This window comes from Variovorax sp. OV084 (genome assembly GCF_900111625.1).
GTDB lineage: Bacteria > Pseudomonadota > Gammaproteobacteria > Burkholderiales > Burkholderiaceae_C > Variovorax.
Map to the genome: position 1 here is coordinate 399,705 of NZ_FOII01000003.1, position 26,452 is coordinate 426,156.

The 26,452-nt window shown below is 66.4% G+C and carries 24 protein-coding genes; 8 read left to right on the forward strand and 16 right to left on the reverse strand.

All coding sequences use genetic code 11. The features are described from left to right. Nucleotides 1-6: 6 nt before the first annotated feature. The gene (locus tag BMW87_RS11930) at nt 7-1,254 is read left to right on the forward strand and encodes a metallophosphoesterase (protein ID WP_093076458.1); all 1,248 of its coding nucleotides are present in this window, start codon (nt 7-9) and stop codon (nt 1,252-1,254) included. Nucleotides 1,255-1,267: 13 nt separating this feature from the next. Here BMW87_RS11930 and BMW87_RS11935 read toward each other — a convergent pair whose 3' ends face one another. From BMW87_RS11935 to BMW87_RS11950, 4 genes are all read right to left on the reverse strand, one after another. Continuing rightward, the gene (locus BMW87_RS11935) at nt 1,268-1,765 is read right to left on the reverse strand and encodes a polyhydroxyalkanoate granule-associated phasin (protein ID WP_093057143.1); all 498 of its coding nucleotides are present in this window, start codon (nt 1,763-1,765) and stop codon (nt 1,268-1,270) included. 241 nt (nt 1,766-2,006) lie between these two features. Further along, nucleotides 2,007-2,972, reverse strand: coding sequence for a lysylphosphatidylglycerol synthase domain-containing protein (locus BMW87_RS11940; RefSeq protein ID WP_177192762.1), 966 nt, complete (start codon nt 2,970-2,972; stop codon nt 2,007-2,009). Nucleotides 2,973-2,991: 19 nt separating this feature from the next. Then, complete coding sequence (gene clsB / locus BMW87_RS11945; protein ID WP_093076459.1) at nt 2,992-4,263, reverse strand: cardiolipin synthase ClsB; 1,272 nt, start codon at nt 4,261-4,263, stop codon at nt 2,992-2,994. An 11-nt stretch (nt 4,264-4,274) separates the two neighbouring features. Further along, nucleotides 4,275-5,069, reverse strand: coding sequence for an endonuclease/exonuclease/phosphatase family protein (locus tag BMW87_RS11950; RefSeq protein WP_093057140.1), 795 nt, complete (start codon nt 5,067-5,069; stop codon nt 4,275-4,277). A gap of 242 nt (nt 5,070-5,311) precedes the next feature. Between BMW87_RS11950 and BMW87_RS11955 the strand changes: the two genes are divergently transcribed. Continuing rightward, nucleotides 5,312-5,746 carry a serine/threonine protein kinase gene (locus BMW87_RS11955; protein WP_093057139.1) on the forward strand — a complete coding sequence of 145 codons (435 nt, stop codon included), beginning with the start codon at nt 5,312-5,314 and terminating at the stop codon, nt 5,744-5,746. A gap of 96 nt (nt 5,747-5,842) precedes the next feature. Here BMW87_RS11955 and BMW87_RS11960 read toward each other — a convergent pair whose 3' ends face one another. From BMW87_RS11960 to BMW87_RS11990, 7 genes are all read right to left on the reverse strand, one after another. Next, nucleotides 5,843-6,409, reverse strand: coding sequence for a Spy/CpxP family protein refolding chaperone (locus tag BMW87_RS11960; protein WP_093057138.1), 567 nt, complete (start codon nt 6,407-6,409; stop codon nt 5,843-5,845). Between the two features lie 195 nt (nt 6,410-6,604). Further along, nucleotides 6,605-7,501, reverse strand: coding sequence for a pirin family protein (locus BMW87_RS11965; RefSeq protein ID WP_093057137.1), 897 nt, complete (start codon nt 7,499-7,501; stop codon nt 6,605-6,607). A gap of 44 nt (nt 7,502-7,545) precedes the next feature. Then, nucleotides 7,546-8,316 (reverse strand): GNAT family N-acetyltransferase, encoded by a 771-nt coding sequence (locus tag BMW87_RS11970; RefSeq protein WP_093076461.1) that lies wholly within the window; start codon nt 8,314-8,316, stop codon nt 7,546-7,548. Beyond that, on the reverse strand, nt 8,313-9,578 hold the full coding sequence (locus BMW87_RS11975; RefSeq protein WP_093076463.1) for a biosynthetic peptidoglycan transglycosylase: 1,266 nt from the start codon (nt 9,576-9,578) through the stop codon (nt 8,313-8,315). The genes BMW87_RS11970 and BMW87_RS11975 overlap by 4 nt, the downstream gene beginning before the upstream one ends. Nucleotides 9,579-9,595: 17 nt before the next feature. Next, complete coding sequence (locus BMW87_RS11980) at nt 9,596-10,165, reverse strand: hypothetical protein (RefSeq protein WP_093076465.1); 570 nt, start codon at nt 10,163-10,165, stop codon at nt 9,596-9,598. Further along, nucleotides 10,146-11,075 (reverse strand): exosortase Q, encoded by a 930-nt coding sequence (gene xrtQ / locus BMW87_RS11985; RefSeq protein WP_093076467.1) that lies wholly within the window; start codon nt 11,073-11,075, stop codon nt 10,146-10,148. Before xrtQ ends, BMW87_RS11980 begins: the two co-directional genes overlap by 20 nt. Before the next feature lie 29 nt (nt 11,076-11,104). Beyond that, nucleotides 11,105-13,168, reverse strand: a complete 2,064-nt coding sequence (locus BMW87_RS11990) for a VIT and vWA domain-containing protein (RefSeq protein WP_093076469.1) — start codon at nt 13,166-13,168, stop codon at nt 11,105-11,107. Nucleotides 13,169-13,371: 203 nt separating this feature from the next. Here BMW87_RS11990 and creD point away from each other — a divergent pair, with 203 nt between their 5' ends. The 4 genes from creD (at nt 13,372) to BMW87_RS12010 (ending at nt 19,223) form a co-directional block, all read left to right on the forward strand. After that, entirely contained in the window at nt 13,372-14,814 is a 1,443-nt protein-coding gene (creD, locus tag BMW87_RS11995) for a cell envelope integrity protein CreD (RefSeq protein ID WP_093076471.1), read from the forward strand. Then, complete coding sequence (locus BMW87_RS12000) at nt 14,811-16,103, forward strand: glycoside hydrolase family 3 N-terminal domain-containing protein (protein ID WP_093076472.1); 1,293 nt, start codon at nt 14,811-14,813, stop codon at nt 16,101-16,103. Before creD ends, BMW87_RS12000 begins: the two co-directional genes overlap by 4 nt. 20 nt (nt 16,104-16,123) lie before the next feature. Next, nucleotides 16,124-18,526, forward strand: coding sequence for a penicillin-binding protein 1A (locus BMW87_RS12005; protein ID WP_093076474.1), 2,403 nt, complete (start codon nt 16,124-16,126; stop codon nt 18,524-18,526). 85 nt (nt 18,527-18,611) lie between these two features. Continuing rightward, nucleotides 18,612-19,223 carry a hypothetical protein gene (locus tag BMW87_RS12010; protein WP_093057128.1) on the forward strand — a complete coding sequence of 204 codons (612 nt, stop codon included), beginning with the start codon at nt 18,612-18,614 and terminating at the stop codon, nt 19,221-19,223. On the opposite strand, the gene creC is transcribed toward BMW87_RS12010, so the two are convergent. Beyond that, entirely contained in the window at nt 19,217-20,656 is a 1,440-nt protein-coding gene (gene creC, locus BMW87_RS12015; RefSeq protein WP_093057127.1) for a two-component system sensor histidine kinase CreC, read from the reverse strand. The two genes, BMW87_RS12010 and creC, sit on opposite strands and share 7 nt — an antisense overlap. Further along, nucleotides 20,653-21,447, reverse strand: a complete 795-nt coding sequence (creB, locus tag BMW87_RS12020) for a two-component system response regulator CreB (protein WP_093076475.1) — start codon at nt 21,445-21,447, stop codon at nt 20,653-20,655. Before creB ends, creC begins: the two co-directional genes overlap by 4 nt. A 564-nt stretch (nt 21,448-22,011) precedes the next feature. Between creB and BMW87_RS12025 the strand changes: the two genes are divergently transcribed. Continuing rightward, nucleotides 22,012-22,956: a YcjF family protein gene (locus BMW87_RS12025; protein WP_093076662.1), complete on the forward strand. Its 945-nt coding sequence runs from the start codon at nt 22,012-22,014 to the stop codon at nt 22,954-22,956. 1 nt (nt 22,957) lies between these two features. Here BMW87_RS12025 and cueR read toward each other — a convergent pair whose 3' ends face one another. Both cueR and BMW87_RS12035 read right to left on the reverse strand, forming a co-directional pair. After that, nucleotides 22,958-23,362: a Cu(I)-responsive transcriptional regulator gene (gene cueR, locus BMW87_RS12030; protein WP_093057125.1), complete on the reverse strand. Its 405-nt coding sequence runs from the start codon at nt 23,360-23,362 to the stop codon at nt 22,958-22,960. Beyond that, nucleotides 23,359-23,553 (reverse strand): heavy-metal-associated domain-containing protein, encoded by a 195-nt coding sequence (locus BMW87_RS12035; RefSeq protein ID WP_007833622.1) that lies wholly within the window; start codon nt 23,551-23,553, stop codon nt 23,359-23,361. Before BMW87_RS12035 ends, cueR begins: the two co-directional genes overlap by 4 nt. Nucleotides 23,554-23,683: 130 nt before the next feature. Between BMW87_RS12035 and BMW87_RS12040 the strand changes: the two genes are divergently transcribed. Next, nucleotides 23,684-25,927, forward strand: a complete 2,244-nt coding sequence (locus BMW87_RS12040; protein WP_093076477.1) for a heavy metal translocating P-type ATPase — start codon at nt 23,684-23,686, stop codon at nt 25,925-25,927. A 10-nt stretch (nt 25,928-25,937) separates the two neighbouring features. Here BMW87_RS12040 and BMW87_RS12045 read toward each other — a convergent pair whose 3' ends face one another. After that, complete coding sequence (locus BMW87_RS12045) at nt 25,938-26,420, reverse strand: GNAT family N-acetyltransferase (protein ID WP_093076478.1); 483 nt, start codon at nt 26,418-26,420, stop codon at nt 25,938-25,940. Between the last annotated feature and the right edge of the window lie 32 nt (nt 26,421-26,452).

Sequence of the window (26,452 nt, forward strand, 5' to 3'; positions counted from 1 at the left end):
TCTTGAATGCGCGGCATGCGCCTTGCAGGTGGTGTATCCCGGGCAGTGCCCGAACCCATTGCCCCGATGCCGATCCGTCCCCTGAGCGCTCTGACCGCGCTGTTGCATGTCTATATAGCGCTGCGCCTGCTGCCCGCGCTGGCCATGCTCACGCCCGCATGGCCGCTGGCGCTGCTCGCGCTGGTGGTGTCGGCGGTGACGATTCCCCTGCCTTTTGCATCGCGACGCATCGGGCGCGACGCATTGGCGGGCGAGGTACTCAAGTGGGTCGGCCTGATCAGCATGGGCTGGTTCTCGTCGATGTTCGTGCTGACGCTGGTGCGCGATGCGGGCCTGCTGCTGGCCTGGCTGGCGAGCGCGCTGGGCGGCGTGCAGGTGCAATGGAACGCCCTGCGGCCATGGAGCGCGCTGGCGGTGCTGGCGATGGCCACGGCCACGTCGGTAATCGGTTTTCTCAATGCGCGCCGAACGGCCAGCGTGAAGCGGGTGGACGTGCCCATCCGCGGGCTGCCGCAGGCGCTCGAGGGCTTCACCATCGCGCAACTCAGCGACATCCACGTGGGGCCGACGATCCGCAGCGCCTACATCCAGCGCATCGTCGACGCGGTGAACCGCCTCGGCGCCGACGCCATCGCGATCACCGGCGACCTGGTCGACGGCACGGTGCCGGAACTGCGCGAGCACATCGCGCCGCTGGCCGGGCTGCGCGCGCGCCACGGCACCTTCGTGGTCACGGGCAACCACGAGTACTACGCGGGCGCGCATGCCTGGATCGACGAGTTGCGCCGGCTGGGCCTGAAGGTGCTGCTCAATGAACACGTGGTGCTGCAGACGCGCAACGTGCGCGGCGCGCAGACCGACGAAGAACTGTTCGAAAGCGCGCTGGTGCTGGCCGGCGTGACCGACTTCACCGCCGGGCATTTCGACGCCGCGCATGCCAGCGATCCACACCTGGCGCTGCATGACGCACCGCCGCTGGTGCACACGCGCGTGCTGCTCGCGCACCAGCCGCGCAGCGCGGTGCTGGCTGCAGCTGCCGGCTACCAGCTGCAGCTGTCGGGCCACACGCACGGCGGCCAGTTCTTTCCGTGGAACCTGTTCGTGCCGATGCAGCAGCCCTTTACGGCGGGCCTGCACCGACTGCACGACATGTGGGTGTACGTGAGCCGGGGCACCGGCTATTGGGGCCCGCCGAAGCGCTTTGGCGCGCCTTCTGAAATCACGCTGCTGACGCTGGTGCCGGCAAAGGCCTGAGCGGCCTGCTCGATCAGGATTCCAGCTCGGCCAGCCGGCGGGCGTTGGAGGTGGCTGCTGCGTGAATCGGCTTGAGGCCTTCGCGCGCTATGCGTACCGCAATGCCTGGGAACTGGCTCGCTGCGTTGACCGTGCCGGCTGCCGACTGCACGAATGCGTCGCCATGCGCTGCCGCCTGGGCCGGCGTGACGCTGCCCGCCAGCGAGAAGAAAGCCGTCGTGCTCTGAACCCATTGCTGCAGCACGCGGTTGGCGAGCGAGAAATGGCTGCGGTGCCATTGCTTCACCATCGCAATGCCCGATTCGCTCGCGGCCGCGAGCTTCTCGTCGCCCATGAGCTGGAATTCCGCCAGGTCGGCCGCACTGGGCGCGAGCCCGGCCTTGGCGATGCGCTCGGTCCGGATGCGGATCACCGAGCCGGAGGACAGCAGCATCTCGTTGGTCTTGAGCGCCAGGTCGAGCCACTGCATGAGCGGATTGGCCAGACGGGCCGCGGATGTAAGAGATGACATGTGGGGCAGTGCGATTTCGCTTGGAGGAGGTCGGACCACTATAGGCTTCGCAGGCTGCAGATGTTGCAGTGCAGCAAACCTGACTCCGCATTTTTGTTGATCAAGTCCCCCTTTCCGATGTGGAAATTACGTGCTGATCGAATATCGAACGCGGCGGAAACCAATGATGCCGACTTATTCCCACTTCATGCATTCAGAAGTCACATCGTGAGATGCACCGGCTGCGCTACACCTACCACTTCTAGCGCCCTGGCCTCGCCGGCACGCGCAGCCGCCTGGCCCTCGCTTCGGTGACCAGATAGCCCAGCGTGGCCACCACCAGCGGCAGCAGGTAATACAGGCCGCGATAGGCCAGCAGCGCGCCGAGCAGCTTCGCTTGTGGCACCTCGTGCGCGAGCAGCGCCACGAACACCGCCTCGAGCACGCCGAGCCCCGCCGGCACATGCGTGATGACGCCTGCCACCGCCGCCACCAGCAGCACCGCGAGCACCTGCGCGTAGCCGACCTGCCCCTGCAGCAGGAACCAGATCACGCCGCCCATCAGCGACCAGTTGGTGCACGACATGGCCAGCTGCAGCAGCGCCATCGGCAGCCCCGGCACCTTGAACGCATGGCCGCGCACGCGCCAGGTGCGTCCCTGAGCCGTGGCGCACAGCACCAGATAGGCCAGTGCCGCCATCAGCAGCACCGCGCCGAGGATGCGCAGGCCCTCGCCGTCGATCTTCCAGTTGGGCGGCAGCGTCATCGGCCAGAAGCAGAAGGCCGTGCCGGCCACCACGAGGTAGCCGAGCCAGTTGGTCAGCATGCTGAAGCCGAGCACACGCGTAATGGTGTCGTTCGCAAGCCCCAGGCGCGAATAGAGCCGGTAGCGGAACGCCACGCCGCCCACCAGCGAACCGAGGTTGAGGTTGAAGGCGTAGCTGATGAAGGTCACGCCCATCACCGTGCCCGTGCCGAGCCGGTGCCGCGTCAGGTGCCGGCCCAGCAGGTCGTACGTGCTGTAGAGCGCAAAGCTGCAGGCCGCCAGCGCACCGGCTGCGAGCAGGAAGATGAGAGGCAGCGCGCGAATGGCGTCGAGCACCTCTTCCCAATCGATGGTGCGCGCCTGCCGCACGAGCAGCCAGGCGATCAGCGCGAAGAAGCCCCACATCGCCGCGCGGCGGGCCCAGGGCCACCAGCTGTGGCGGGAGAGTGCCATCGTGCTCATTGCGATACGGCCTTTCCGCTCAGGCGGTTTCCGTCTGCGTAGCACCGCCGGCCGGATTGCTGCGCCCGGTGTCGCGCCGGCTCGCAAGGTCGGTGGCCTCGGCCGGCGTCAGGCGCGGCACGTGGCGCGGCAGGCGGCCCAGCAGGGCCGGATACCAGCGCAGGATGTGGAAGACGAAGAAGCTGCGCACCAGCCGCCAGCCGCTCCATTCGCTGGTGAGGTCGGCCGCCTCCACCTGCCTGCAGCTGTGCTGCATCAGCTGGTCCATGCGCTCCCACAGCACCTTGTTGAAGGCTTCGTCGCGCACGATCACGTTGGCTTCCAGGTTGAGCGACAGGCTCAGCGGGTCGAGGTTGCTCGAACCCACGGTGCTCCACTTGTCGTCCATCAGCGCGACCTTGCCGTGCAGCGGGCGGTCGCAGTACTCGTAGATGCGCACGCCGGCGTGCAGCAGGTGGTGGTACAGCATGCTCGCGGCGGTCTTCACGATCGGCATGTCGGGCTCGCCCTGCAGGATGAGCCGCACGTCCACGCCGCGCCGCGCCGCGCGCCGCAGCTCCTTGATGAAGCGGTAGCCCGGAAAGAAATACGCATTGGCGATCACGATGCGCTCGCGCGCCGTCCGGATCGCGGCGCGATAGTGGCGCTCGATGTCGTTGGTGTGGCGCCGGTTGTCGCGTGTGACGAACATGGCTTCGGCCTCGCCGGCGTGCACTTGCCCGGCGCGCGGCGCCTGCTTCAGCCGGCGGCGGAACCAGCCCGCGCCCTTGCCGCCGAGCGCGATGGCGCGCAGCACGAACTGATGGATCTCCGCCACGATCGGCCCCGCGAGCTCCACCGCATAGTCCTGCTTGGCCTTGGGGCCGAAGTCGAGCAGGTGGTCCGCCGAATAGTTGATGCCACCGACGAAGGCGCGCTCGCCGTCGATCACCACGATCTTGCGGTGCATGCGGCGAAACACGTTGAGCCGCTGGCCCATGAAGCGCTGCCCCGGGTCGAACACCCGCACCTTCACGCCGGCCGAGCTCAGGCCCTCGATGAACTCGCGCGAGAGATCGGGCGAGCCGAAGCCGTCGATCAGCACATCGATCTTCACGCCGCGCTGCGCCGCTTCGCGCATGGCGGCATGAAGCTGCATGCCGACCTTGTCCTCGAACAGGATGAAGGTCTCGATGATCACCTCGCGCTGCGCCTGCCTGATGGCGTCGAACACGCGCGGGAAGAACTCCTCGCCGTTCTCCAGCAGCTCGATGCGGTTGCCGCCGATCCAGCGGTTGTTGTTGTTGCTCATGTCTTGCCCGCTCACAGGTCGATGTCCGCCACCAGCGGGGCGTGGTCCGACAGGTGCGACCACGGCCGGCGCGGCAGCACCACGGGCGCGTGCACGCCGGCATTGCGCACGTAGATGCGGTCCAGCTGCAGCACCGGGAAACGCGCCGGAAAGGTCCTGGCCGCGCGGCCGTGGGCGTGCACGAACACCTCGCGCAACGCGGCGCCTTTTTCCAGGATGTCGTGCGCGCGGCCGCGCCAGTCGTTGAAGTCGCCCGCCACGATCAGCGGCGCATCGGACGGCACCTCGTCGCGCACGATGTGGCACAGCAGCTCCAGTTGCTGCTCCCGGTGCGCCTCGGCCAGCCCGAGGTGCGCGCAGATCACGTGCACGTCGACGACGCGGCCCGGCAGCCGCAGCACGCAGTGCAGCAGGCCGCGCTTCTCTGGGCCGCTCACCGAAACGTCGTGGTTGCGGAAATGCACGATCGGGAATTTCGAGAGCACCGCATTGCCATGGTGGCCTTTCGGGTACACCGCGTTGCGCCCGTAGGCGAACTGCGGCCACATGGTGTCGGCCAGAAATTCGTAGTGCGGCGCCTCGGGCCAGTTGTTCACCCTGCGCGAATGGCGCGAGTGGGTGCCCAGCACTTCCTGCAGGAACACGACGTCGGCCCCCACGGTGCGCACGGCATCGCGCAACTCGGGCAGGATGAATTTGCGATTGAGCGCGGTGAAGCCCTTGTGGGTATTCACCGTCATGACCTTGAGCGAGGTCGGCAAGACCGGCGTGGCCGCCGCGGCGTCGGGAATGGGCGAAGAAGACATCGTTGTGCGGGTTGTACGTGGCCTCGCGCGCGCTGACTGTAGGAACGCGCCACCTTCTTCGGACCCATTCGCCCCTTTCGCTGCGTGGCGGCGGGCTCCCCATGGCGGCCGGCTCCTACAGGCAGGCCTGCCGCACCCCCACACGACGGGGATTTCACCGCTCCTACGGTGAATTCAGGGCTCGAGAAAAGCTGCCCGCGTTTTCATCCACCGATACCGATACAAGCCACAAGGAGCAAGCCATGAAGCAAGTCACTTTTCGCGCCACGGTTCTCGCCGCGCTGCTGGGTACGGCAGGCATCGCCCTGGCCCAGACCACGTCCATTCCCGCCCAGCCCGATCCCTCGGCAGGCGGCGAAGCCAGCACCATGACGCCGGCCGGCGTCGCCAACCCGCCGCAGCGCCCCGACAACTCGATGCCCGCATCGCGCGAAGCGGTGAAGGCCGAGGCCCGCGCGCAGAACCGCAGCAACGCCACCACGATGGTGCCCAAGGGCGAGGCAACGACCATGATCAACCACCAGCCCAACGCCATGCCGCAGCCGACCGGCGAGATGTCGCGCGCTGAAGTCAGCCAGACCGGGCGCAAGGTCAAGCCGCAGTTCGGCCAGAAGGGCGAGCGCCCGAACGTGGTGACCAACCCGACGGACAAGGCCGGCACCGGCACGCCGGATTAGTCGGCAAGGCCGCCCGTCAATGAAAAAGCCCGCAGCGCGAAAGCGTTGCGGGCTTTTTCTTCGACAGCGCCGTCACCGGCGCGTCGCGGGCCGGGGTCAGCCCTTGGCGGGTGCCGGCGCACCGCGGTGGCCGTCATGACCGCGATGGCCATCGTGGCCACGGGGGCCGCCGAAGTGCGCGGTCTCGGCGTCGAAGGTCTTCTGCTGCTCGGGCGTCAGCGCGGCATAGAAGGTCTTCGTGGCGTCGGCACGCTTGGCAAACATCGCGCTGCGCTCGGCCTGGCGGGTCTGCATGCGTTCCAGGCGCTCCGGCGTGGTCAGCTTGGCGAACTCGGCGCGGTCCATGTGCGGGCGCGGACCGGCGGGCGGCTGCGTCGCGGTGGTGAAGGAGCTCCACGCGCCTTCCTGTGCCGAAGTGAGCTTGAGCTTTTCCTTCAGGGCGGCAAGACGCTTGGCGCGGTGCTCCTGCATGCGCTCCATGCGCTTGGCGGGGTCCATGCGCTTGTGCTGCGCCTTGGGCGCGGCGGCGCTGTCGGCCTGGGCCACCGCGGCGGCGGGTGCGGAGGGAGCAGCGGCCGGCGCTTGAGCAAAGGCGCCCGAAGAGGCGAGGGCGGCCGAACCCAGCAGGCTGGCCCAGACGATGCGTTGGCGAAGAGAAATCATGAGAGTTGCTTCCTTTCGAAGAAGCCCGCCACCGATGGGCAGCAGGTGAGACGAAGTGTGGAAGAGCTCTGTGTCGCGCCAGTTAGCCGTGCGTGAGCTTGCGTAAAGAATGATGAACCGCGACCGTGAGCACAACGCATGGCGTGACTTATTGCCTCGATTGGCCGGCCACAGTCGCTTCGGGGGTGAACAGGCTCAGCCCAGCTTGCCGTTCTGGAAATCGTGCACCGCCTGCTTCACCTGCTCCTGCGTGTTCATCACGAAGGGCCCGTATTGCACGATGGGTTCGTGCAGCGGCTTGCCGGCGATGAGCAGCGCGCGCGCCGGGCTGTGGTTGGTTGCGCCGGCGCGCAGCACCACGCCGTCGCTGCCCGCGTCGTTGGCCAGGATCGCCATGCGCCGCGTCGGAATTTCGCTGCCCGCGATCCACAGCGATTCGCGGAACACGTAGACCAGCGCGTTGTGATCGTCCGGCAGCGGCTGCGCGAACTCGGCGCCCGGCGGCAGCGTGATGTCGAGGTACAGGGGCTCGGTGTGCTCGCGCCGCACCGCACCCTCGATGCCGTGGCTTGCGCCAGCAATCACGCGCACGTGGGCGCCGCCGGTGGTGGTGAACTCGGGAATCTCTTCGCTCTGGACGTCGCGATACCAGGGCTCGCGCATCTTGTCTTTGGCAGGCAGGTTGAGCCACAGCTGAAAGCCTTCCATCAGGCCTTCTTCCTGCTCGGGCAGCTCGCTGTGCACGAGGCCGCGGCCGGCGGTCATCCACTGCACGCCGCCGTTTTCGAGCAGCCCTTCGTGGCCTTCGCTGTCGCGGTGGCGCATGCGGCCCGCGATCATGTACGTGACGGTCTCGAAGCCGCGGTGCGGATGGTTGGGAAAGCCGCCGATGTAGTCGCCCGGGTTGTCGCTGCCGAAGGCATCGAGCATCAGGTACGGGTCTAGCCGCTTCTGCAGGGGCTGCTGCAGCACGCGGGTGAGTTTCACGCCGTCGCCGTCGCTGGTGGAAACACCGGCCACGATGTGGTCGATGCCGCGCGGCGTGGCGACGGGATCGGTGGGGTGGTTGGCGTGGTGGTTGGCATTCATCATGCGTCCATGGTGGCACTAACGCGCCTGCCGCGCCACCCGCCCCGTCAAGGCCACTGCTGGCGCTGCCAGTAGCTGTACTTCCAATGCGTCTCGAAGCCGGCCCGGCGGTAGAGCGACAGCGCCGGGTGGTTGTGCGCATCGACCTGCAGGAAGACCCGCTCGAAGCCGCGCGCCGATGCGGCCTGCGCCAGCCCGGCGAGCACGCGCCCCGCAAGGCCGCGCCCGCGTTGCGCCTGGTCGGTGCGCATGCCGTGCACGCTGGCCCAGCCGTGGCCGAACGCCATTGCGCCGGCCGCCAGCGTGCGGCCGCCTTCGCGCACGCTGGCATAGAGCGTGCCCTTGGCCCGCGACAGCATCCGCACGCGATGGGCGCCGTCCACCGGATCGAAGCCCTCGCCGAGGAACAGCGCCGACCACGCGTCGTCGGGCGCGCGGTCGACATCGGCCAATGCGCCGCCCGGCGCGACCACCTGCCGCATGCGCTGCACCGACCCGATCTGCACGCAGGTCGGGCTGTCGCCGATGTAGTGCCGCCGCTCCAGCTCGGCGCGCAGCCCGTCGAAGCAGGGCGCGTCGGCCAGCCGCAGCGCGGGCACGACCTGGCGGCTGTCGTAGCGGTCTTCGATGCGGTCGAGCGTTGCGTGATCGACCGCGCTGCGGTGCAGCGGCACGGCCGATCTGGCGCGCTTCACGGTGCCGCCGGCAAAGGGCAGCAGCCAGCCGTCGAGCTCCTCGGTCAGGTCGGGCGACACGGCCGCGATGGTGGCGCGCTCGATGGCTTCGATGTCGGTGACGTTCAGTGTCATGGTGTTCATGGCGTGGCCTCCGGCGCCGTGAACTTCGCCGCGGCCACGCCCTTGAGCAGCGCTTCGCGCTGGTTCCGGCTGATCCCGCGGATGCCCTCGGCAACCCACTTGATGCGGTCGGCGTCGATGTGGCCGTCGCGCCGCCATTGCTCGAGCACGGCCTGCGGCTTGTGCAGCATGGCGGCGAGCCACACGGCCTGCGCCGGTTCGAGCGTGCGTGCGCTGCGCTTGAAGTAGCGGCGCGCCGCGGCCTCGGCGCCGCAGATGTTGCCGCCCCAGGGCGCGTTGTCCAGGTACAGCTGCAGGATGCGGGCCTTGCCCAGCGTCTGCTCCATCTCGACCGCGTAGAGCAGTTCGCGCAGCTTGCGCTCGGCCGTGCGGTCGCTGCCGGTCACCAGCAGCTTGGCCAGCTGCTGCGTGAGCGTGCTGCCGCCGCGCCGGATCTGGCCGGGCTTCTGGTTGTTGTCGATCGACGCGAGGATCTCGGTCAGGTCGTAGCCGCTGTGGGTGAAGAAGCGCTGGTCTTCTGCGGCGATGACGGCGCGCGCCAGCCAGCTGTCGTTGGCGAGCTTGGCCGAGGGGCCGCAGCTGGTGCGCGCGTTGAGCATGGCCTCGGTGCCCAGCCCCTCGACGGTGAACTGGCTGATGACGGGCTGCACCGCAAAGGTGGCCTCTGGCAGCACGAGCTGGCCGCGCAGCGCCAGCGTGCCGCCGATGCGTGCGCGCTGCAGTTCGGGCAGGGTGGGCACCAGCACCGCGTACCAGCGCGCGATGGGTGCGTCCTGCACGCTGGCGTTCAGATGAATGTTCTTCGGCGCGAGCCTGCCGTCCCAGTTGCCTTGCAGCCGGGTGGTGTCTGTGCCTTGGGGCGTGGCCTCGAAGGTGCCGTTGAGCGTGTTACCGTCGCGCTTCACGGTGGCGACCAGGCGCTCGACCCGGATCGGCTGGGTGCCGAGCGCCGGCACCTCTGCACTGCAAGGCGCGCACTGCATCTCGAGCAGCTCGCCGGCCGGCTTCCAGGCGAAGCGCACGGTGCCGAAGCTGGTGTCGAGCGAGCGCCCGTCGAGGTAGGGCGCGAACCACGACGAGGTGGCCACGCGCACTGCGGTCGGAATGCCGATCTCGAAATTCAGCGGGCCCGTCTTCACCGTGGTGCTCCACTCACCCGCAGCCGGCGCGAGCGCCAGCTTGACTATCAAAAAGATAGCTACACACGCTGTAATGACCAAGGCCAGCAGGCCATAGAGCACGAATCGCAGGATCTTCTTCAAGGCACGTTCTCGGATCGTCAGATCGGTTTTGCCACCGTGACAGCTTGCCACGGCCCATGGGACTGGCCGCTGGCCGCTGCCCAGTACCAGCTTGAAGTGTCTGTGAAAGCAGTGCCCCGGGCATCGACGATGCGCTCGCAAACGCGGATTTTTTGCGCGCCGTGCCGTTGCGCAACAAAACAGCGCCACATGCGCTCCTGCGCGTCGCGTTCCAGGCGCGCCTGTTCGATGCGGTAGCCCAACGCGCGATAGCAATCGGTCGCCGGGTGCAGCATGCGCGTGGGTTGCGCCACCTCGCGCATCACCAGGGTCTGCGTGCCATCGGTCATGCGGCCGATGGCGCCGGGGAAACGATCGGCAAAGCGCTGCTCCACGTCGCTCAGGGCCAGCGGGCGCAACGGAACGCCATCCCACTCGCTAGGCCATTCGTGCGACATCACTGCAGCGACCGGTTCGGCCGGTGCACGTACAGCCGCGGTCGCCGACCACAGCACGCACAGCACCATCGCCAGCGCAAAGGCTGTCTTGTGGCCGATGCGGTTGATGAAATGGTTTGCAAACCAACGTTCAAAGAACGGTGTCGACATGGCGGCTTCCTTGGGTGGTGATCAGGCCTGGAATGGGATGTTCGGCAGCTTGGGGTTCGGACTGCGCCGGCACCATGAGGCGGGCGATGGCGCCGCACACCATGGCCAGCACCAGCAGGCCCAGCGCGTTATGTGCCCACGGCGCAAGCGGATGGCCGGCGCCTTCGAAGGCGATCAGCACGCTGTTGCGCACGATGTTCCCGGCCAGCACGAAGAGGCCGACCATCGGCAGGCGGCGCATGAAGGCGCGGTCGCTGCGGCGTGCCCAGAGTGCGACGGCGCAGGCCGTGAAGTAGCCGAGCCACACCATCTGCACGCCCGAGCAGGGCGCATCGACGATCACAAGGCGGCCATCGATCATCAGGCTCGTGCCCTCGCGCGCCACGTCGAAGCCCGGCGTCAGCAGCCAGCGGCTGACTTCGGCCGTCAGCACGCGCAGCGGATAGCCGGCGTAGAACTGCAGCGACGACAGCAGCGGCAGCGCGAGCACCGCAAGGCCGGCTACCGGAAACGCCGCCACGCGGCGCGGCAGAAAAGCCAGCAGCCCGCAAGCCAGCGCCAGCACGGCCACCAGCCCGGCCGCGAGCGGCGGCAGCGCGGGCATGAAGCCGAGCCCCGTGCGCAGCAGCGTCGCGAGCACGGTGCCGGCGCCTGCCAACGCGAGCCAGCCCAGCCGCGGCGAGGCGCGCAGCTCATGCCGGCGGCTCCAGGTCAGCGCCGCGAGGGCAACCAGCGCCAGAAGGCCCATCGGATCGTCGGAGCCGTCGCGCATGCGCTGCACCATCCAGACCCAGGTCGGCATCAGCGCGAGAAACTGCAGCCCGAGCCAGCCGGCGGCCGGCGTGCGGTCGATGTGGATGCCCCAGTCCACGATGCGCGGGTGGCGGTGGGCGAGCGTTGCCAAAGACATTTTTCTTCTCTCTCTTTTGCTTTTGTTGTTCAGGCAGTGAAACGACGCGCGTCATTGCGGCGCGCGCGGCGGCGCAGCATCGCGAGCATCGACAGCACGACGGCGATGGCGCCCAGCGATTCGGGTTCGGGCGTGCTCGGCACTTCGGCGCCCAGCGCGAGATTGCTCACGCCCTGCGGCATCGGCAGCGGCTGGTTCACGCCCACGCTGTCTTGCGGCGCCACGTTGCGCACCACCTTGTCGACGGCGATGAAGCTCGTGTACTGCGTGAGCAGGCTGTACTTCAGGCCGAGCTCGGTGATGCGTTCCTTGAAGGCCGTGCCGCCTTCCAGCGTTTCCTGGTCGCTCAGGCTCTGGATGCGGTGGCGGGCCCACAGCGTGCGCAGCGCGGCGGTGTCCTGGCGGGTGCGGTCGTCGATGCGAACTTCCTGGCGGTACGGGCCGCTGGCGCCCTGGCCTTCGATGATCACGCGGCCCTTGGCTTCGCCACGCCATTTGCCGAACACGATCACCGGGCGCTCGCCGAGCACGTCGGGCAGGGCCTGCGGTTCCACGTCGTACACATCGAGTCCACCGAAAGTGGCCTTCACGCTGGTGAGCACCGGCGACTCGACCATGCGGCGAAACCGCGCGGCCTGCTCAGGCGCCTGCACCGGGTCGGTGATGATGAAGGGCTCGCCCATGCCGGCGCGTGCAATGCCTTCCATCAGGCTGCGGTTGACCGACGAACCGATCCCGAAAGCGAACACGTTGGCCTTCGAGAGGTTGTTGCGCACCAGCTCGAAGGCTTCGCGCTCGACCGTCACGTAGCCGTCGGTCACCACCACGATGCTTCGCGATACGTTTTCTTCCTTGGGCTCGGCGTACGCGCGCTTGAGCGCAGGAATGAGTTCGGTGCTGCCGCTGCCGCTGTAGTTCTGGATGGTGGCGAGCGCCTGTTCGATGTTGGCGCGCGTGGCCGGCACCGACTTGGGCGAGAGCATCTTGTTGCTGCCGGAGAACAGCAGCACGTTGAAGGTGTCGCTGGGGCGCAGCCCACCGATCAGGCGTTCGAGCACCGTCTTCGCGGTGTCGAGCGGAAAGCCGTGCATCGAGCCCGAGATGTCCACCACGAAGATGTAGTCGCGCGGCGAGATGGCGCTGGCGGCCACGGCCTTGGGCGGCTCGACCATCGCGAGGAAGAAGTTCTCCGCGTTCTCGCCTTGGCCCTTGTAGAGCATCAGGCCCGATTCGATCTTCTCGCCCGCCAGGCGGTAGTCGAGTACGAAGTCGCGGTTGTCGGCGGGGCGGCCGTCGGCCTTGAGCGCGATGTCGGCGTGCTGGTCTTCGTCGCTCTTCTTCACGTCGATGGTGTGCGTGGCCGAGCGGATTTCCTTGATGCCCATCGGCGTGTCGATGCTGGCCTTGAGCTTGAAGTTGGTGGCCGGCGCCACGCCAGCAGGCAGCGTGGGCTGCGCGACCCACTTGGCCTGCGCGTTCTCCGACTGCGGCGAGTTGTAGCGCGGCCCAACCACGGTCGGAAACACGAACTGGTAGTTGCCCGACTGCGGCACCAGCAGTTCGGTGTAGCGCAGCTCCACCTTCACGTCGTCGCCGGGCAGGATGTTTGCGACGTTCATCTGGAACACATTGGGCAGGTGCTGCTCGAGCAGCGCGGCGGTCTTGCCTTCCTTCTTGGCGGTGTCGTATTCGATCTGCGCCTGCTGCTTCTCGCGGATCTGCGCGGTGATGAGCCGGTCGGCCAGGCGCACGTTGAGGCCGCTCACGGCAGCCTTGGTCGAGCCGGGGAAAACGTACTTCGCTTCGATGGCACGCTGGCCTTCGTTGCGGTAGGTCTGCGTGACCGTCACGTCGGCGATCACGCCCGAGATCTTCACCGCGACCTCGGTGCCCTTCAACGGCAGGCGGTCGACCGAGGGATCGTCGCTCTTCACGAAGAAATAGGGGCTTTCGGTCTTCAGGCGCGGGCCGGCAGGCGCTTCCTGCGCATGCGCCGGGCGCACGCCCATGGCAATGAAGCCCGCAGTCGCCAGGCTCACGGTGGCGAGCCAGAGCCAGCGGCCGGGACGTGGGGTGGTGATGTGGGCATCCATGGCGGGGGTCCTTGTCCGTGCGAACTTGCACAGCCCCAACTGTCGGCACCACGCGAGAAGGCAGTTGGAAGGCTTCTTGAAGTCGAAAACACCCGTGCCCGGCTCTGTGAAGTCCGTGTGAAGCGAAGCGGCGCGCACGCTTCACACGGCCTTCGGATCGCGCGGCGAGCATCGCGGCTTCGCTACAGACGAGGAGAGAAAAAATGCTTCAGTTGTTGAAGGCCCTTCAGAGCTCGGTGCTGGCCAAGGTCGCCGGCCTGTTCTTCCTGCTGTTGCTCCTGTGCATTCCGCTGGGGGAGATCGACTCGATCAACCGCGCCCGCGGCGAGAGCCAGCGCGAAGCAGCCGACGAGCTCGCCGCCACCTATGCGGGCCGCCAGACGATGGTCGGCCCGCTGCTGCTGGTGCCGTATGTGGAGCGCTGGATGGAGCCGCTGCGCGACGCACAGGGCAAGGTGATCGGCCAGGAGCCGCGCAGCAAGGAAATGGCCCACGTGGTGTTCCCTGACAAGCTGCACATCGAAGGCACGATGGCGCCGCAGGAGCGCTATCGCGGCATCTTCAAGATTCCGTTCTACACGCTCAACGCCGCGCTCACTGGCGGCTTCACGGCCTTCGACCCGAAGGCCGTTCCGCACAGCGAGTCCGATTCGAGCATCGAGTTCAAGGTGCCCTTCATCGCCTTCAACGTGAGCGACCTTCGTGGCCTCGACGGCTCGCCCGCGATGACGGTGGGCAGCGAGACACTGCGCTTCAAGCAGCGCGTGCCGGGCCTGGCCGACGGTGCGTGGTTTGCAGACGGCATCCACGCGCCGCTCACCGGTGCAGCGCTCAGTGCATGGCAGGCCAGCACACCGATCGCGTTTGAAATGAAGCTCGGCCTGGTCGGACAGGACACGCTCTCCATCGCGCCCATCGCCGAGGAAACGACCGCGCACCTGACCTCGCCCTGGGCGCACCCCAGTTTCGGCGGCCGCTTTCTCGCGGCCGAGCGCAGCGTGACGCCGCAGGGCTTCGACGCGCACTGGCGTGTGTCGTCGCTCGTGACTTCGGCTCGCGAACAGGTACGCGCGGGTCTCTCGGGTCGCGGCAACGCCGCTGAAGCTGCCACCACCCAGGCACGCCAGAACATAGGTCCGCTGCAGACCTTCGACGTGTCTCTCGCGCAGCCCATCAACGTGTATTCGATGAGCACGCGCGCCGGCAAGTACGGTGCGCTGTTCATCGGGCTCGTGCTGATGGCCGCCTTCATGTTCGAGCTGTTCCGCAAGCTGCGCCTGCATCCGATCCAGTACGGCCTGGTCGGCCTGTCGATCGCGCTGTTCTTCCTGCTGCTGCTCGCGCTGTCGGAGAAGTTCGCGTTCTGGATGGCATATGCGGGTGCCGCCACGGCGAGCGTCGCGCTGCTGGCCGTGTACTTCAGCGCGGTGCTGGGAGGCTGGCGGCGCGGCCTGTCCTTCGGCGCCTTCGTGGCGCTGCTCTATGGCGCGCTCTACGGCCTGCTGGCTTCCGAAAGCAACGCACTGCTGCTCGGCGCGCTGTTGATCTTCGGCATGCTGGCCACGCTGATGCTCATCACGCGCAAGGTCGACTGGTATGCGCTCTCGCGGCGCGTGGAACCGGCACCGGAAGCGCAGGCGGCATGAGACTGCTGCGGGTCATCGCGAGTGCATCGGGCTGGCTGGCCCTGGCCACACTGTGGTTCTGGGCCTGGCACCTGAAGGACCCGCATCTGCGCTTCATGCGCGCGTGGGAACTGCCTCTGCTGTTGGCGATGCTGGTGGCCGGCATCGCAATCGCCTGGCGGTTTGTACGGGGCAACTTGCGCCCGGTCGCTCTGGGCCTGGCATTCGCGGCCTTGCTGACTGCCCTGTGCAACGAGGCGGCCTCGCACCAGCACCGGGCCGAGGTGAATGCATCGGAGGGCCCGCTCGCACAGGCGCTGGGCGCGCATTTCATCGTCGGGTACGACGATGCGAAAAACCTGCGAGAGCTGACCAGGAAGGGGCTGATCGGCGGAATCTTCGTAACCGGCCGCAATGTAAAGGGCCGCACGGCCGCTGAACTGCGCGATGAAATCGAGGGCCTGCAGGCATTGCGCCGCGAAGCCGGCCTGCCACCGCTGATCGTCGCAACCGACCAGGAAGGCGGCTCGGTTTCGCGTCTCTCGCCACTGGTCGAACGCCAGCCGGCGCTCGCCTCGCTGCTCGACGCCGATGTGCCCGACAACGAACTCGCGCAACGCGCCCGTGCCTACGGTGCGCAACAGGGCAAGGCGCTCGCGGCTCTTGGCATCACGCTCAATTTCAGCCCGGTGGTCGACCTGCGCCCCGGCCGCGCACCGGGCCGCTGGGACTTCCACACCCGCATCGACGAACGCGCGATCTCGGCCGACCCCGCCATCACTGCGCAGGTGGCGCTCGCTTACGAGCTGGGCCTTGAATCCGCAGGCGTTCGCGGCACGCTCAAGCACTTTCCCGGCCTGGGCGGCGTGGCCGAGGACACCCATCATTTCGCCGCCGAACTGCGCACGCCTGTCGCCCAACTCGCGGCGCACGACTGGAAGCCGTTTCAAGACGTGTCGAAACATTCGGATGCCGCGATCATGCTCGGCCATGTCATCCTTGTAGAGTTCGACACCGAATATCCGGTCTCTTTCTCGCGCAAAATCGTGCAGCGGGTGATTCGAGGCGAATGGGGCTACCAGGGCCTGCTCGTCACCGACGATCTCACGATGGGCGCAGCCTACAACCGCGGTCTTTGCGATGCCACCGTTCGCGCCCTTGGCGCCGGCGTGGACCTGTTGCTGATCGCCTTCGACCACGACAAGTATTTCGATGCCATGCATTGCGCGCTGCAGGCTGCGCGGCAAGGCACGCTCGACCTCCCGATGCAGGAACGCAGCAGCGCGCGGCGGCTCCAATCCTTTCGCTAGCCAGTAAGCAGCCAACTCTTATGTTCAAACGCTCAAGCTCCAAACCTTCCGACGACGGCAACGCGGCGTCTAATGAACCCCGCGCGCCATGGAAGCGCATTGCCGGCTGGGGCGCCATCGCGGTCGGCTCCGGCGCACTCGTGGTGCTGGTTGCCGCCATCGTCGCTGTGGTCGCCATCTATCCGAAGCTGCCCGATGTGTCGGAGCTCTCCGACTACCGGCCCAAGCTGCCGCTGCGCGTGTACTCGACCGAAGGCCAGCTGATCGGCGAGTTCGGTGAAGAGCGCCGCAACCTCACGCCCTTCGCCAACATTCCGAAGGTCATGAAAGACGCGGTACTGGCTGTGGAAGACGCGCGCTTCTACGACCACGGCGGTGTGGACTACAAGGGCTTCCTGCGCGCAGCGGTGGCCAGCCTGAAGGGCGGCCGCAAGCAGGGCGCGTCGACCATCACGATGCAGGTGGCGCGCAACGTGTACCTGAGCTCGGAGCGGACGATGAGCCGCAAGACCTACGAGATCCTGCTGGCGCTGCGGCTCGAACGGCAGCTCACCAAGGACCAGATCCTCGAGATCTACCTGAACCAGATCTACCTGGGCAATCGCGCCTACGGCTTTGCGGCCGCCGCCGAAACCTATTTCGGCAAGCCGCTGCAGAACGTCACCGTCGCCGAAGCCGCAATGCTGGCCGGCCTGCCGAAGGCGCCCGGTGCCAACAACCCCGTGGCCAACCCGCGCCGCGCGCGGGCGCGCCAGCTCTACGTGATCGACCGGATGCAGGAAACCGGCTTCATCACCGCCGACCAGGCTGCAGAAGCCAAGAAGGAAGAACTGCACCTGCGCGACGCCGCCGATCCGAACCGCCTCCATGCCGAGTACGTGGCCGAGACGGTGCGCCAGATGATGTACGCGCAGTACGGCGACAGCATCTACACCAGCGGCATGAAGGTCTATACCTCGCTCGTGGCGGCCGACCAGGCAGCTGCCTACAGGTCGCTGCGCAAGGGCATCATGGACTACGAGCGCCGCCAGCCCTACCGCGGCCCCGAGAGGTTCGTCGACCTGCCAACCGAGCAGAAGGAAATCGACGAAGCCGTGGACGATGCACTGGCCGAACACCCCGACAACGGCGATGTGGTCGCGGCCGTGGTGCTCGACGCGAACGCGAAGGAAATCAGCGCCGTGCGCGCGAACGGTGAAACCATCCAGATCACGGGCGATGGCCTGAAGCCCGCGCAGTCGGGCCTCGCGGCGAAGGCACCACCAAATATCAAGATCCGCCGCGGCGCAGTCATCCGCGTGGCGAAGACGCCGAAGAACACCTGGGAAATCACGCAGCTGCCCGAGGTCGAAGGCGCCTTCATCGGCATGGATCCGCGCAGCGGTGCCATCAAGGCGCTGGTCGGCGGTTTCGATTTCGGCAAGAACAAGTTCAATCACGTGACACAGGCCTGGCGCCAGCCGGGTTCGAGCTTCAAGCCCTTCATCTACTCGGCCGCACTTGAAAAAGGCTTCACGCCCGCAACCGTGGTGAACGACGCGCCGCTGTACTTCGACGCCAGCGCCAACGGCGGCCAGCCGTGGGAGCCGAAGAACTTCGAAGGCACCTACGAAGGCCCGATGCCGCTGCGCACCGCGCTGATGAAGTCGAAGAACCTCGTCACGCTGCGCGTGCTGGAATCGATCGGCGCGCCCTATGCGCAAGACTGGATCACCAAGTTCGGCTTCGACAAGGACAAGCATCCCGCCAACCTGCCGATGGGCCTGGGCGCTGGCTCGGTCACGCCGATGCAGATGGCGGTGGGCTATTCGGTGTTCGCCAATGGCGGCTACCGCGTCAATCCGTACCTGGTCACGCGTGTCACCGACATGAGGGACAAGGTCATCATGGAAACCGAGCCGCCTGTGCTCGACGAAGCGCGCCGCGCGATTCCGCAGCGCAACGCCTTCATCATGGATTCGCTGCTGCAGAGCGTGGTGAAGAACGGCACCGGCTTCAAGGCGCACCAGGCCCTGAAGCGCGACGACCTCTACGGCAAGACCGGCACCACCAACGACTCATTCGACACCTGGTTCGCGGGCTTCCAGCCGACCATGGTCGGCATCGCGTGGATCGGCTACGACACGCCGCGCCAGCTCGGCGTGCGCGGTGAAACCGGCGGCAGCCTGAGCCTGCCTATCTGGATCGGCTACATGCAGACCGCGCTGCAGGGCGTGCCGGTGACGCAGCCCGCGGAACCGCCTGGCGTGGTGAACGTCGACGGTGAGTGGTACTTCGACGACTTCACGCCGGGCCACAACGTGGCGAGCCTGGGCCTGGAGAGCGAAGCGCCGCCACCGCCGGCCGAAGAACTCACGGGTGCGCCCATCGGAGCGCCACCAGTACCGGAAGAACGCAACAGGATCCTCGATTTCTTCCGGTAAGTCGCAAAGCTGAAAAGAGAAGGCGGGTCGCGGTGCCTACACTCGGTGCTGCTCCCCGCCTTCTCTTTTTCTTCTCCACGCATCCATGGAAATTCTTACTCTGGTGGCACTCTTTGCCGCCGGCTTCTACATCCTCAAGTCCAGGGAACAGCGCATGCGCATCGCGCTGCTGGCCAGCCACCTCGGCCGCTACCAGATTGAAAGGCTCATGGAGAGCCTCACCTCCGGCTACATGCGCTGCCTCGGCGAAGACGACGCCGAGCGCCGCCAGCAGATCTGGCACCTGCTCGACGCCACCGAGGAAAAGCTCTCCGCCCAGTTCGACAGCTTCGCCGCCGAGTTCTCGCGCATGCCCGAACCCGCCACGCGCGTGAGCAAGCTGCCGGTGGCCATTCCGCTGTTCACGCAGTTCTTTCCGGGCTCGACCTTCGATGTGCGCCAGGCCTTGCTCATCCACGCGCGCGGCGTTGCCGGCGTGATGCGCAACGAAGCCGGGCGCACGCCTAAATCGAAAGCCTTCACCATGTCGGCCGAGCTGTTCCTGATGCAGCACACCTGCCACTGGTATTGCCGCTCGAAGACGGTGGCGTCGGCTCGCATGATCGGGCAGCACCAGACGCAGTACCTGCAGGCGCTCGGGGCTGTGAGTCCGGAAACTCGCAGCGCCTATTGCGCGCTGATCGGCCGCCCTCAGTGATGTGACAACAACGGCAGCGTGAGCGTCGCCACGGCGCCACCGCGCGACGCGTTGCCCAGATCGATCCGGCCGCGGTGCAATGCCGCGATCTCCTTCACGAACGCCAGCCCCAGCCCCGTGCTCTTCTTCTGGCTGTGCGGCCTGGCGAGCGAATAGAACTTCTCGAAGACTTTTTCCTGCGCGTATTCCGGAATGCCCGGGCCGTGGTCGCGCACGCTCACGCGGGCCAGCTTCGAGGTCGTTTCCAGCGTGAGCAGCACTTCGCTGTCGCGCGGTGAAAAATCGATGGCGTTGTCGAGCAGGTTGCTGATGGCGCGGCGCAGCAGGAACGGGTCGCCTTCGGTGCGGGCATCGTCGCGGATGTTCACGAGCAGTTTGATGTTGCGCTTGGCTGCCGCGGGTTGTGCGCTGGCGGCGATGTCCTCGATCAGCGAAGCCAGCGCCACCGGTTCTGTGCGGTCCAGCGTGCGCCTCGTCTCGAGCGCGGTGAGCTCCATCATGCGGTCGACGATTTCCTGGATGCGCTGCGTCTCGCGTTCGATGTTCTTCAGGAAACGTTCTCGCTCGGCATGCGGCATCGACGGCTCCTGCAGCAGCTCGGCCGCGCCGCGGATGGCCGAGAGCGGGCTTTTCACTTCGTGCGTGAAGGTCTGCACGTAGTCGGCCACGTAGTTGCGGCCGGTGAGGGCATCGCGCATTTCGCTGAAACCGGTGCGTACGCCGTCGACTGCGCGCCGCGCCATGCGCACGAGGCTCAGGCTGCGCTGCGCGCGCACCCAGGCCCAGTAGTCGCGGATCAGGCCGAAGGGCCGCACCAGCCAGATCGAGACGATGAGCGTGAGCAGCAGCAACGCGAGTGCCGAGCCGACGCCTACCCAGATGGTGCGCACGCGGGCGTCTTCCACGAACTGGCCGAAGCTCTGCACCGGCTTGCCCACGCTAACCATGCCGACGATCTCGTTGTTCCAGCGGATCGGTGCGCCCACGTACATGACCGAAGTGCGCGGGTCGCCGTCGACATCGCGCGAGGTGCGCGCGCCGTACAGGCCGGCGAGCGTGCGGCTCACGTCGGCCCACTGCGAATAGTCGGCGCCCAGATGCCTGCCGAGCGAATCGAACATCACACGGCCGTTGCGGTCGGTGACGTACACGCGCAGTTCGACACGGCTTTTGTGCAGGTTGTAGATCTGGGCGGAGAACTCGCGCGCGTAGACCGTTCGGAACAGAGGCTCGAGCCGCGCCGTGTTGATGGCACCGGCGATCACGTCCTGCTCGACCAGGCTGGCCACGAGCTGCGAGGTTTCGACCAGCGATTCCTCGGCCGACTCGCGGTAGCGCGGGTCGATGTCGGAAACGACGCGATACAGCAGGAAGGCGATGCCCGCCGTGTAGATCAGCAGGATGCCGATGAAGATCCGCGTGCGCCGGGTCACGACGCCTTGGCGGGCAGTTCTTCGTTCAGTGCGTAGCCGGTGCCGCGCAGCGTGCGGATCGGCTCCACCTCCGGCGCGATTGCCTTGAGCTTGGCGCGCAGGGTCTTGATGTGCGCGTCTACCGTCCGGTCGAAGCTGTCGCTGGAATCGTCCCAGACAAGTTCGAGCAGTTCGTCGCGCGTGAAGACGCGGCCGGGCCGTTGCACCAGCAGTCTGAGCAACCCGTATTCGTAACGGGAGAGTTCCAGCAGGCGTCCGTAATAACGAATCTGCATGCGCTCGTTGTCGAGCGAAAAGGGCAGTGCGGGTGCCTGTGAGCTCGCTGGAGGCGTCTGGGCCTGGATTTGATGGGGTATCCCATGGTTTGGAGCCGCGCCCCCTGTGGAGGCTCCTGCGCCGTTTCTGGCGCTGCGCCGCAGGATGGTCCGCACGCGGGCGACGAGTTCGCGCGGCGAAAACGGCTTGGCGATGTAGTCGTCCGCGCCCAGTTCGAGGCCCACCACGCGGTCTATTTCGTCGCTGCGGGCCGTCAGGAACACCATGGGCACCTCCGGGCCGCCCATGGACTGGTTCAGCGCCTGGAGGCGCTTGAAGAGCTCGAAACCATTGAGATCGGGCAATCCGATGTCCAGGATGGCCAGCGCCGGGGGTTCCTGCACGAACTGGGCGATGGCTTCTTCTGCCGTGGCGCACCAGACCGGAATGAACCCGTCGCTCTTGAGGACGTACTGCAGCGTGTCGGCGATGCCTGATTCGTCTTCGGCAATCAGGATCCGGGGTTTGAAGCTCATCCACGAATGTTACCGAGGGGAGTGGACCGGAAGGACTGGTTTTGTTCAAAGGCGCAGTCGACCGGCGCGGCCGTTCGCGGCTTTTTTTTCGCGCGCAGCTTTCCCTTTCCCTGTCTTCTTATTCTTCTTATTCAAATTAGTAGTAGTAGATAAGGGTTGCCCTCTTCTGTGGACATGCCGCTTTTTTCGTTATGTGACAAGCACTTGTCATGGCTCTGTCACTGTGCGCAGCTGCGCTTCCGGTTTGTACCCGCTGCATGAACAACATTGGGTAACCGATCCGGCCTGTGGATAAGCCATGGCTTGTTCAAAAACTGTCCCCAGAGTTGTGCTTTGACTCCTTCCGGAAAATCTGCGAAAGGCGGTTTTTCCCCGGAGAAATTCATTGCTGAAAATTTGGGCGATCTGTAGATTTCCCTTTTAAATCAAAGACTTGCAACTCCGCTACACAGAAGTACCAACGTTATCCACAGAGTTACTCAAGGTTTGTGGGGAGAAGCTCGCCGGAACCTTCCGGCCCCTTCGACGACCGAACCTGATCCTTCATATTGCGAAATGTTGAACATGACACCTTCAGAAACAAAGTCGATAGTTACCCTGAGCCTGCTGGCTGCCTTTGTCGATGGTGAGAAGCACGAGCGTGAACGGGCCGAGATCAAGCGGATTGCCGAGGGCCTGTCGCAGGCCGACGGCCTGAACCTGCCGACGCTGTACCAGGACGTGCTGATGAAGCGCGTGTCGCTGGCCTCGGTGGCCGGAGAGCTGAAAAGCAGCGAAGCCAGGCAGCTCGCCTACGAGATGGCGGTGTGCGTGTGCGACGCGGACGGCACGCAGTCGGAGGCGGAGCGCATGTTCCTGGCCGATGTGCGCACGTCGCTGGGGCTGGATGCTTCGGCGGCCGCGTTTTCGCAGCAGGCCGAAGACATTGCGGCGGTGCCTGTTGCTGCTGCTGCCGGCATCGCGGTCGCGGCGCCATCGACGCCGAATACGCCCGACACCGCCGAGCTCGACAAGTCGATCCTCAACGCCGCCATCCTCAACGGCGCGCTGGAGCTGCTGCCCGAGACGCTCTCGACCATGGCGATCATTCCGCTGCAGATGAAGCTGGTCTACCGCATCGGCCAGTCGTACGGCTATCAGCTCGACAGCGGCCACATCAAGGATTTCCTGGCCACGGTCGGCGTGGGCCTGACCTCGCAGTACCTGGAGCAGGCCGGGCGCAAGCTGCTCGGCGGCCTCCTTGGCAAGGTTGGCGGTGGATTGCTTCGCGGGCTGGGCAACCAGGCCGTGAGCTCGGGGATGAGCTTTGCTTCGACCTACGCACTGGGCCATGTGGCCAAGCGCTACTACGCCGGCGGCCGCACGCTCTCTACGCAGATGCTGAAGGACGCGTTCTCGGGCGTGGTGAAGGAAGGGCAGAGCCTGCAGACGCAGTACCTGCCGGCCATCCAGGAAAAGGCCCGTACGCTGGATGCAGGCAAGGTGCTGTCGCTGGTGCGGGGCGCCTGATCTAGACCTTGCTCAGGTCGTCGAGGATGGGGCAGTCCGGCCTTGCGTCGCCGTGGCAGCAATGAACCAGGTGGGCCAGCGTGTTGCGCATGGATTGCATGTCAGCAATGCGCTGCTCCAGTTCACCAAGATGCTTTTCGGCGATGCGCTTCACGCTCGAGCTTGCGCGCCGACGGTTGTTCCACAGCCCGACCAGCTCCGCGATTTCTTCCATCGAGAAACCCAGGTCGCGCGAGCGCTTGATGAAGCGCAGCGTGTGGATGTCGGCCTCCCCATATTGGCGGTAGCCGCTTTCGGTGCGCGCCACCGCCGGAAGCAGGCCTAGCCCTTCGTAGTGGCGGACCATGCGGGCCGACACGCCGGAGCGCTGCGCCGCTTCGCCGATGGCGACGTGGCCCGTCGTCATTGAACCGCGTAGCCCGCGTTCTCGATCGCGGCCACGATGTCCTTGCGCGGCTGTTCGCTCAATACGTCGACATGGCCCGTTTCCAGATCGACCGTGACCTGCGCTTCGGGATCCACCGTTTGCACCGCGTTCTGCACTGCGCTCACGCAGTGGCCGCAACTCATGCCCGTGACCTGGAATTTCTGGCTCATCGTGGTAGCTCCTTGGAAGTGATTGATTGAGGACGCAAGTTTGAACCCTCTCACGATGTCAATGTCCAGCGCAGGGGTACCGAATTTTTTCGCTTGACCTTGCCATGGTGTGAGGCTTTAGCCTTGGCGCATGGAAAAAGTTCTGCAGCAGCAAATCCCCGGCACCACCACGCTCGACCTCTCGGTCGGCGGCATGACTTGCGCCTCATGCGTGATGCGTGTCGAGCGTGCTCTGAAAAACGTGCCGGGCGTGCAAGACGTGAGCGTGAATCTCGCGACCGAATCGGCCCGCGTGGTGACAGGCGGCAACGAGGACATGGACGTCCTGCTGCGCCGAGCCGTACGGGCCGCAGGCTACGAGCCGCGCGCGGCGAGCACAGCGGCCGAAGAAGCCGCGCTGTCGCCATGGCACGGCTTCGGCCCGGTCGCCGTCGGCCTGGCGCTGTCGATTCCCTTGCTGGCACCGATGCTCGGCGATCCTTTCGGGCAAGACTGGATGCTGCCGCCATGGTTGCAACTGCTGCTCGCAACGCCGGTGCAGTTCTGGCTGGGTGCGCGTTTCTATCGCGCGGGCTGGCATGCGGCAAAAGCGCGCACCGGAAACATGGACCTGCTGGTGGCGCTCGGCACCAGCGCGGCCTTTGGCTTGTCGCTCTGGCTCTGGTGGCGCGCGGCCACCGGCGAGCATGCGGACCACGGTGCGATGCCGCACCTGTACTTCGAGGCTTCGGCGGTGGTGATCACGCTGGTGCTGCTCGGCAAGTGGCTGGAGGCGCGTGCCAAGCGCCAGGCCACGTCGGCGATCCGTGCGTTGCAGCAGTTGCGGCCCGAAGTGGCTCACCTGGTCGGCGCGCGCGGCAAGGAAAGCGATGTGCCGCTGGCCGAAGTGATGGTGGGCGACCGCCTCGCGGTGCGGCCCGGCGAACGCGTGCCGGCCGACGCACGCGTGATCGAAGGGCAATCCGAAGTCGATGAATCGATGCTCACCGGCGAGCCGCTACCGGTGGCCAAGGGACCGGGCGATGCATTGACCGGCGGCGCGGTGAACGGCGATGGCCGCATGGTCATCGAAGTGAGCGCGATCGGCGCCGAGAGCGTGCTCGCGCGGATCATCCGGCTGGTCGAAGACGCGCAGGCGGCGAAGGCGCCCATCCAGCGGCTGGTGGACAAGGTTGCGGCCGTGTTCGTGCCGGTGGTGCTGGTGATCGCGCTTGTCACGCTGGCCAGTTGGCTGATTGCGGGCGCGGGCATCGAGACTGCGTTGATCCATGCCGTGGCAGTGCTCGTCATTGCCTGCCCGTGTGCGTTGGGCCTCGCAACGCCTGTCGCGGTGATGGCGGGTACGGGCGTGGCGGCGCGTCACGGCATCCTGATCAAGGATGCGCGTGCGCTGGAAGTCGCGCACCGCGTCGACACCGTTGCATTCGACAAGACCGGCACGCTGACGATCGGCCGGCCGGTGCTCACTGCGCTGGTACCCGTGGCAGGCACCGATGCCAGTGAAGACCAATTGCTGGCGACGGCCGCCAGCCTGCAGAGCGGCAGCGAGCATCCGCTGGCCAAGGCGGTGCTGGCCGCTGCGGCGCAGCGCAACGTGCAGGTGCCTGCGCTGGGTGTGATGCAGGCGTGGCCGGGTCGCGGTGTGCGTGGTGAAGTCGACGGCGTGCACTGGGCCATCGCCAGCCTGCGTTGGTGCCGTGAACTCGACGCGATGCCCGACGCTGCGGAAGTCGATCGTCTGCAGTCTCAAGGTGCCACGGTGTCCGCGCTGTTGCGCTTCGACGAAGCCGGTGCCGCGCACGTGCATGCATTGTTTGCCTTCGCCGACGAGCCCAAGCCGCAAGCTGCAGAAGCCATCCGCACGCTGCGTGCACGCGGCCTGCGCGTGGTGATGATTTCGGGCGACAACCTGCGTGCGGCTCAAGCCATGGCGGCGCGGCTGGGCATCGCGGCCGAAGACGTACGCGCCGATGTGCTGCCGGCCGACAAGGCGGCGCAGGTTTCAGCATTGAGGAAGAACGGGCACGTCGTGGCGATGGTCGGCGACGGCGCGAACGATGCGCCCGCGCTGGCCGCAGCCGACGTGGGCATCGCGATGGCGCCTTCGGGTGGCGGCACCGACGTGGCGATGGAAGCGGCCGGCATCACACTGATGCGTGGCGATCTCGCGCTGGTGGCACAGGCCTTCGAGCTCTCTGCACGCACGGTCGCGAAGATCCGGCAGAACCTGTTCTGGGCCTTTGCCTACAACGTGGCCGGCATTCCGCTCGCGGCTTTCGGCTTGCTGAGCCCGGTGGTGGCCGGCGCAGCCATGGCGCTGTCGAGCGTGAGCGTGATGGCCAACGCGCTGCTGCTGCGGCGCTGGAAGCCCTGACGATGCCTTTTCAGTCGAACAGCAGCGCCATCACGTATTCGTCGACGTAGTTCTCTTCGCCGGCCCGCTTGTAGTACTTGCGCAGCGTACCTTCGCGCTCGAAGCCCAGCTTCTCGTAGAAGCGCAGCGCGGGCGCGTTGTCGCTTTCGGCGAAGAGTTCGATGCGCTTGACGCCGGCAGTCTTCAGTGCACCGATGGCCTCGCCAACCATGGCGAGCGCAACGCCCTGACCATGGAATGCGGGATCGACAGCGAGCGTACCGAGGCCTGCTACATGCTGAATGCGACCCGGATGGCGCGTGGCGCGGTAGAAGCCCGCGATGCGTCCTTCGCGTTCGTAGACGTAGAAGCACCGGGTGTCGAGCAGTGCCTGGTAGATGGCGCGAAAGTCTTCGATCGGCATCGGGTCGTAGCCGAGGAAACGCACGACCCTCTCGTGCATGTAGAGGGCAAAAACGGCGTCGATGTCTTCGGGTGTGGCCAGCCTGCGCATGATGATGGAATGCTCCCGGTGCGATGAGAGCG

Bases quoted from the DNA above. Each gene is read 5' to 3' on its own strand.
- BMW87_RS12005 (WP_093076474.1), top strand. From the start codon at position 16,124: ATGTTCAAACGCTCAAGCTCCAAACCTTCCGACGACGGCAACGCGGCG.
- BMW87_RS11960 (WP_093057138.1), bottom strand. From the start codon at position 6,409: ATGATTTCTCTTCGCCAACGCATCGTCTGGGCCAGCCTGCTGGGTTCG.
- BMW87_RS12035 (WP_007833622.1), bottom strand. From the start codon at position 23,553: ATGAGCCAGAAATTCCAGGTCACGGGCATGAGTTGCGGCCACTGCGTG.
- BMW87_RS11950 (WP_093057140.1), bottom strand. From the start codon at position 5,069: ATGTCTTCTTCGCCCATTCCCGACGCCGCGGCGGCCACGCCGGTCTTG.
- clsB (WP_093076459.1), bottom strand. From the start codon at position 4,263: ATGAGCAACAACAACAACCGCTGGATCGGCGGCAACCGCATCGAGCTG.
- BMW87_RS12025 (WP_093076662.1), top strand. From the start codon at position 22,012: ATGACACCTTCAGAAACAAAGTCGATAGTTACCCTGAGCCTGCTGGCT.
- BMW87_RS12000 (WP_093076472.1), top strand. From the start codon at position 14,811: ATGAGACTGCTGCGGGTCATCGCGAGTGCATCGGGCTGGCTGGCCCTG.
- BMW87_RS11940 (WP_177192762.1), bottom strand. From the start codon at position 2,972: ATGAGCACGATGGCACTCTCCCGCCACAGCTGGTGGCCCTGGGCCCGC.
- BMW87_RS12010 (WP_093057128.1), top strand. From the start codon at position 18,612: ATGGAAATTCTTACTCTGGTGGCACTCTTTGCCGCCGGCTTCTACATC.
- creB (WP_093076475.1), bottom strand. From the start codon at position 21,447: ATGAGCTTCAAACCCCGGATCCTGATTGCCGAAGACGAATCAGGCATC.
- BMW87_RS11965 (WP_093057137.1), bottom strand. From the start codon at position 7,501: ATGATGAATGCCAACCACCACGCCAACCACCCCACCGATCCCGTCGCC.
- BMW87_RS11955 (WP_093057139.1), top strand. From the start codon at position 5,312: ATGAAGCAAGTCACTTTTCGCGCCACGGTTCTCGCCGCGCTGCTGGGT.
- BMW87_RS11935 (WP_093057143.1), bottom strand. From the start codon at position 1,765: ATGTCATCTCTTACATCCGCGGCCCGTCTGGCCAATCCGCTCATGCAG.
- BMW87_RS12045 (WP_093076478.1), bottom strand. From the start codon at position 26,420: ATGCGCAGGCTGGCCACACCCGAAGACATCGACGCCGTTTTTGCCCTC.
- creD (WP_093076471.1), top strand. From the start codon at position 13,372: ATGCTTCAGTTGTTGAAGGCCCTTCAGAGCTCGGTGCTGGCCAAGGTC.
- BMW87_RS11930 (WP_093076458.1), top strand. From the start codon at position 7: ATGCGCGGCATGCGCCTTGCAGGTGGTGTATCCCGGGCAGTGCCCGAA.
- BMW87_RS11970 (WP_093076461.1), bottom strand. From the start codon at position 8,316: ATGAACACCATGACACTGAACGTCACCGACATCGAAGCCATCGAGCGC.
- BMW87_RS12040 (WP_093076477.1), top strand. From the start codon at position 23,684: ATGGAAAAAGTTCTGCAGCAGCAAATCCCCGGCACCACCACGCTCGAC.
- xrtQ (WP_093076467.1), bottom strand. From the start codon at position 11,075: ATGTCTTTGGCAACGCTCGCCCACCGCCACCCGCGCATCGTGGACTGG.
- BMW87_RS11990 (WP_093076469.1), bottom strand. From the start codon at position 13,168: ATGGATGCCCACATCACCACCCCACGTCCCGGCCGCTGGCTCTGGCTC.
- cueR (WP_093057125.1), bottom strand. From the start codon at position 23,362: ATGACGACGGGCCACGTCGCCATCGGCGAAGCGGCGCAGCGCTCCGGC.
- BMW87_RS11980 (WP_093076465.1), bottom strand. From the start codon at position 10,165: ATGTCGACACCGTTCTTTGAACGTTGGTTTGCAAACCATTTCATCAAC.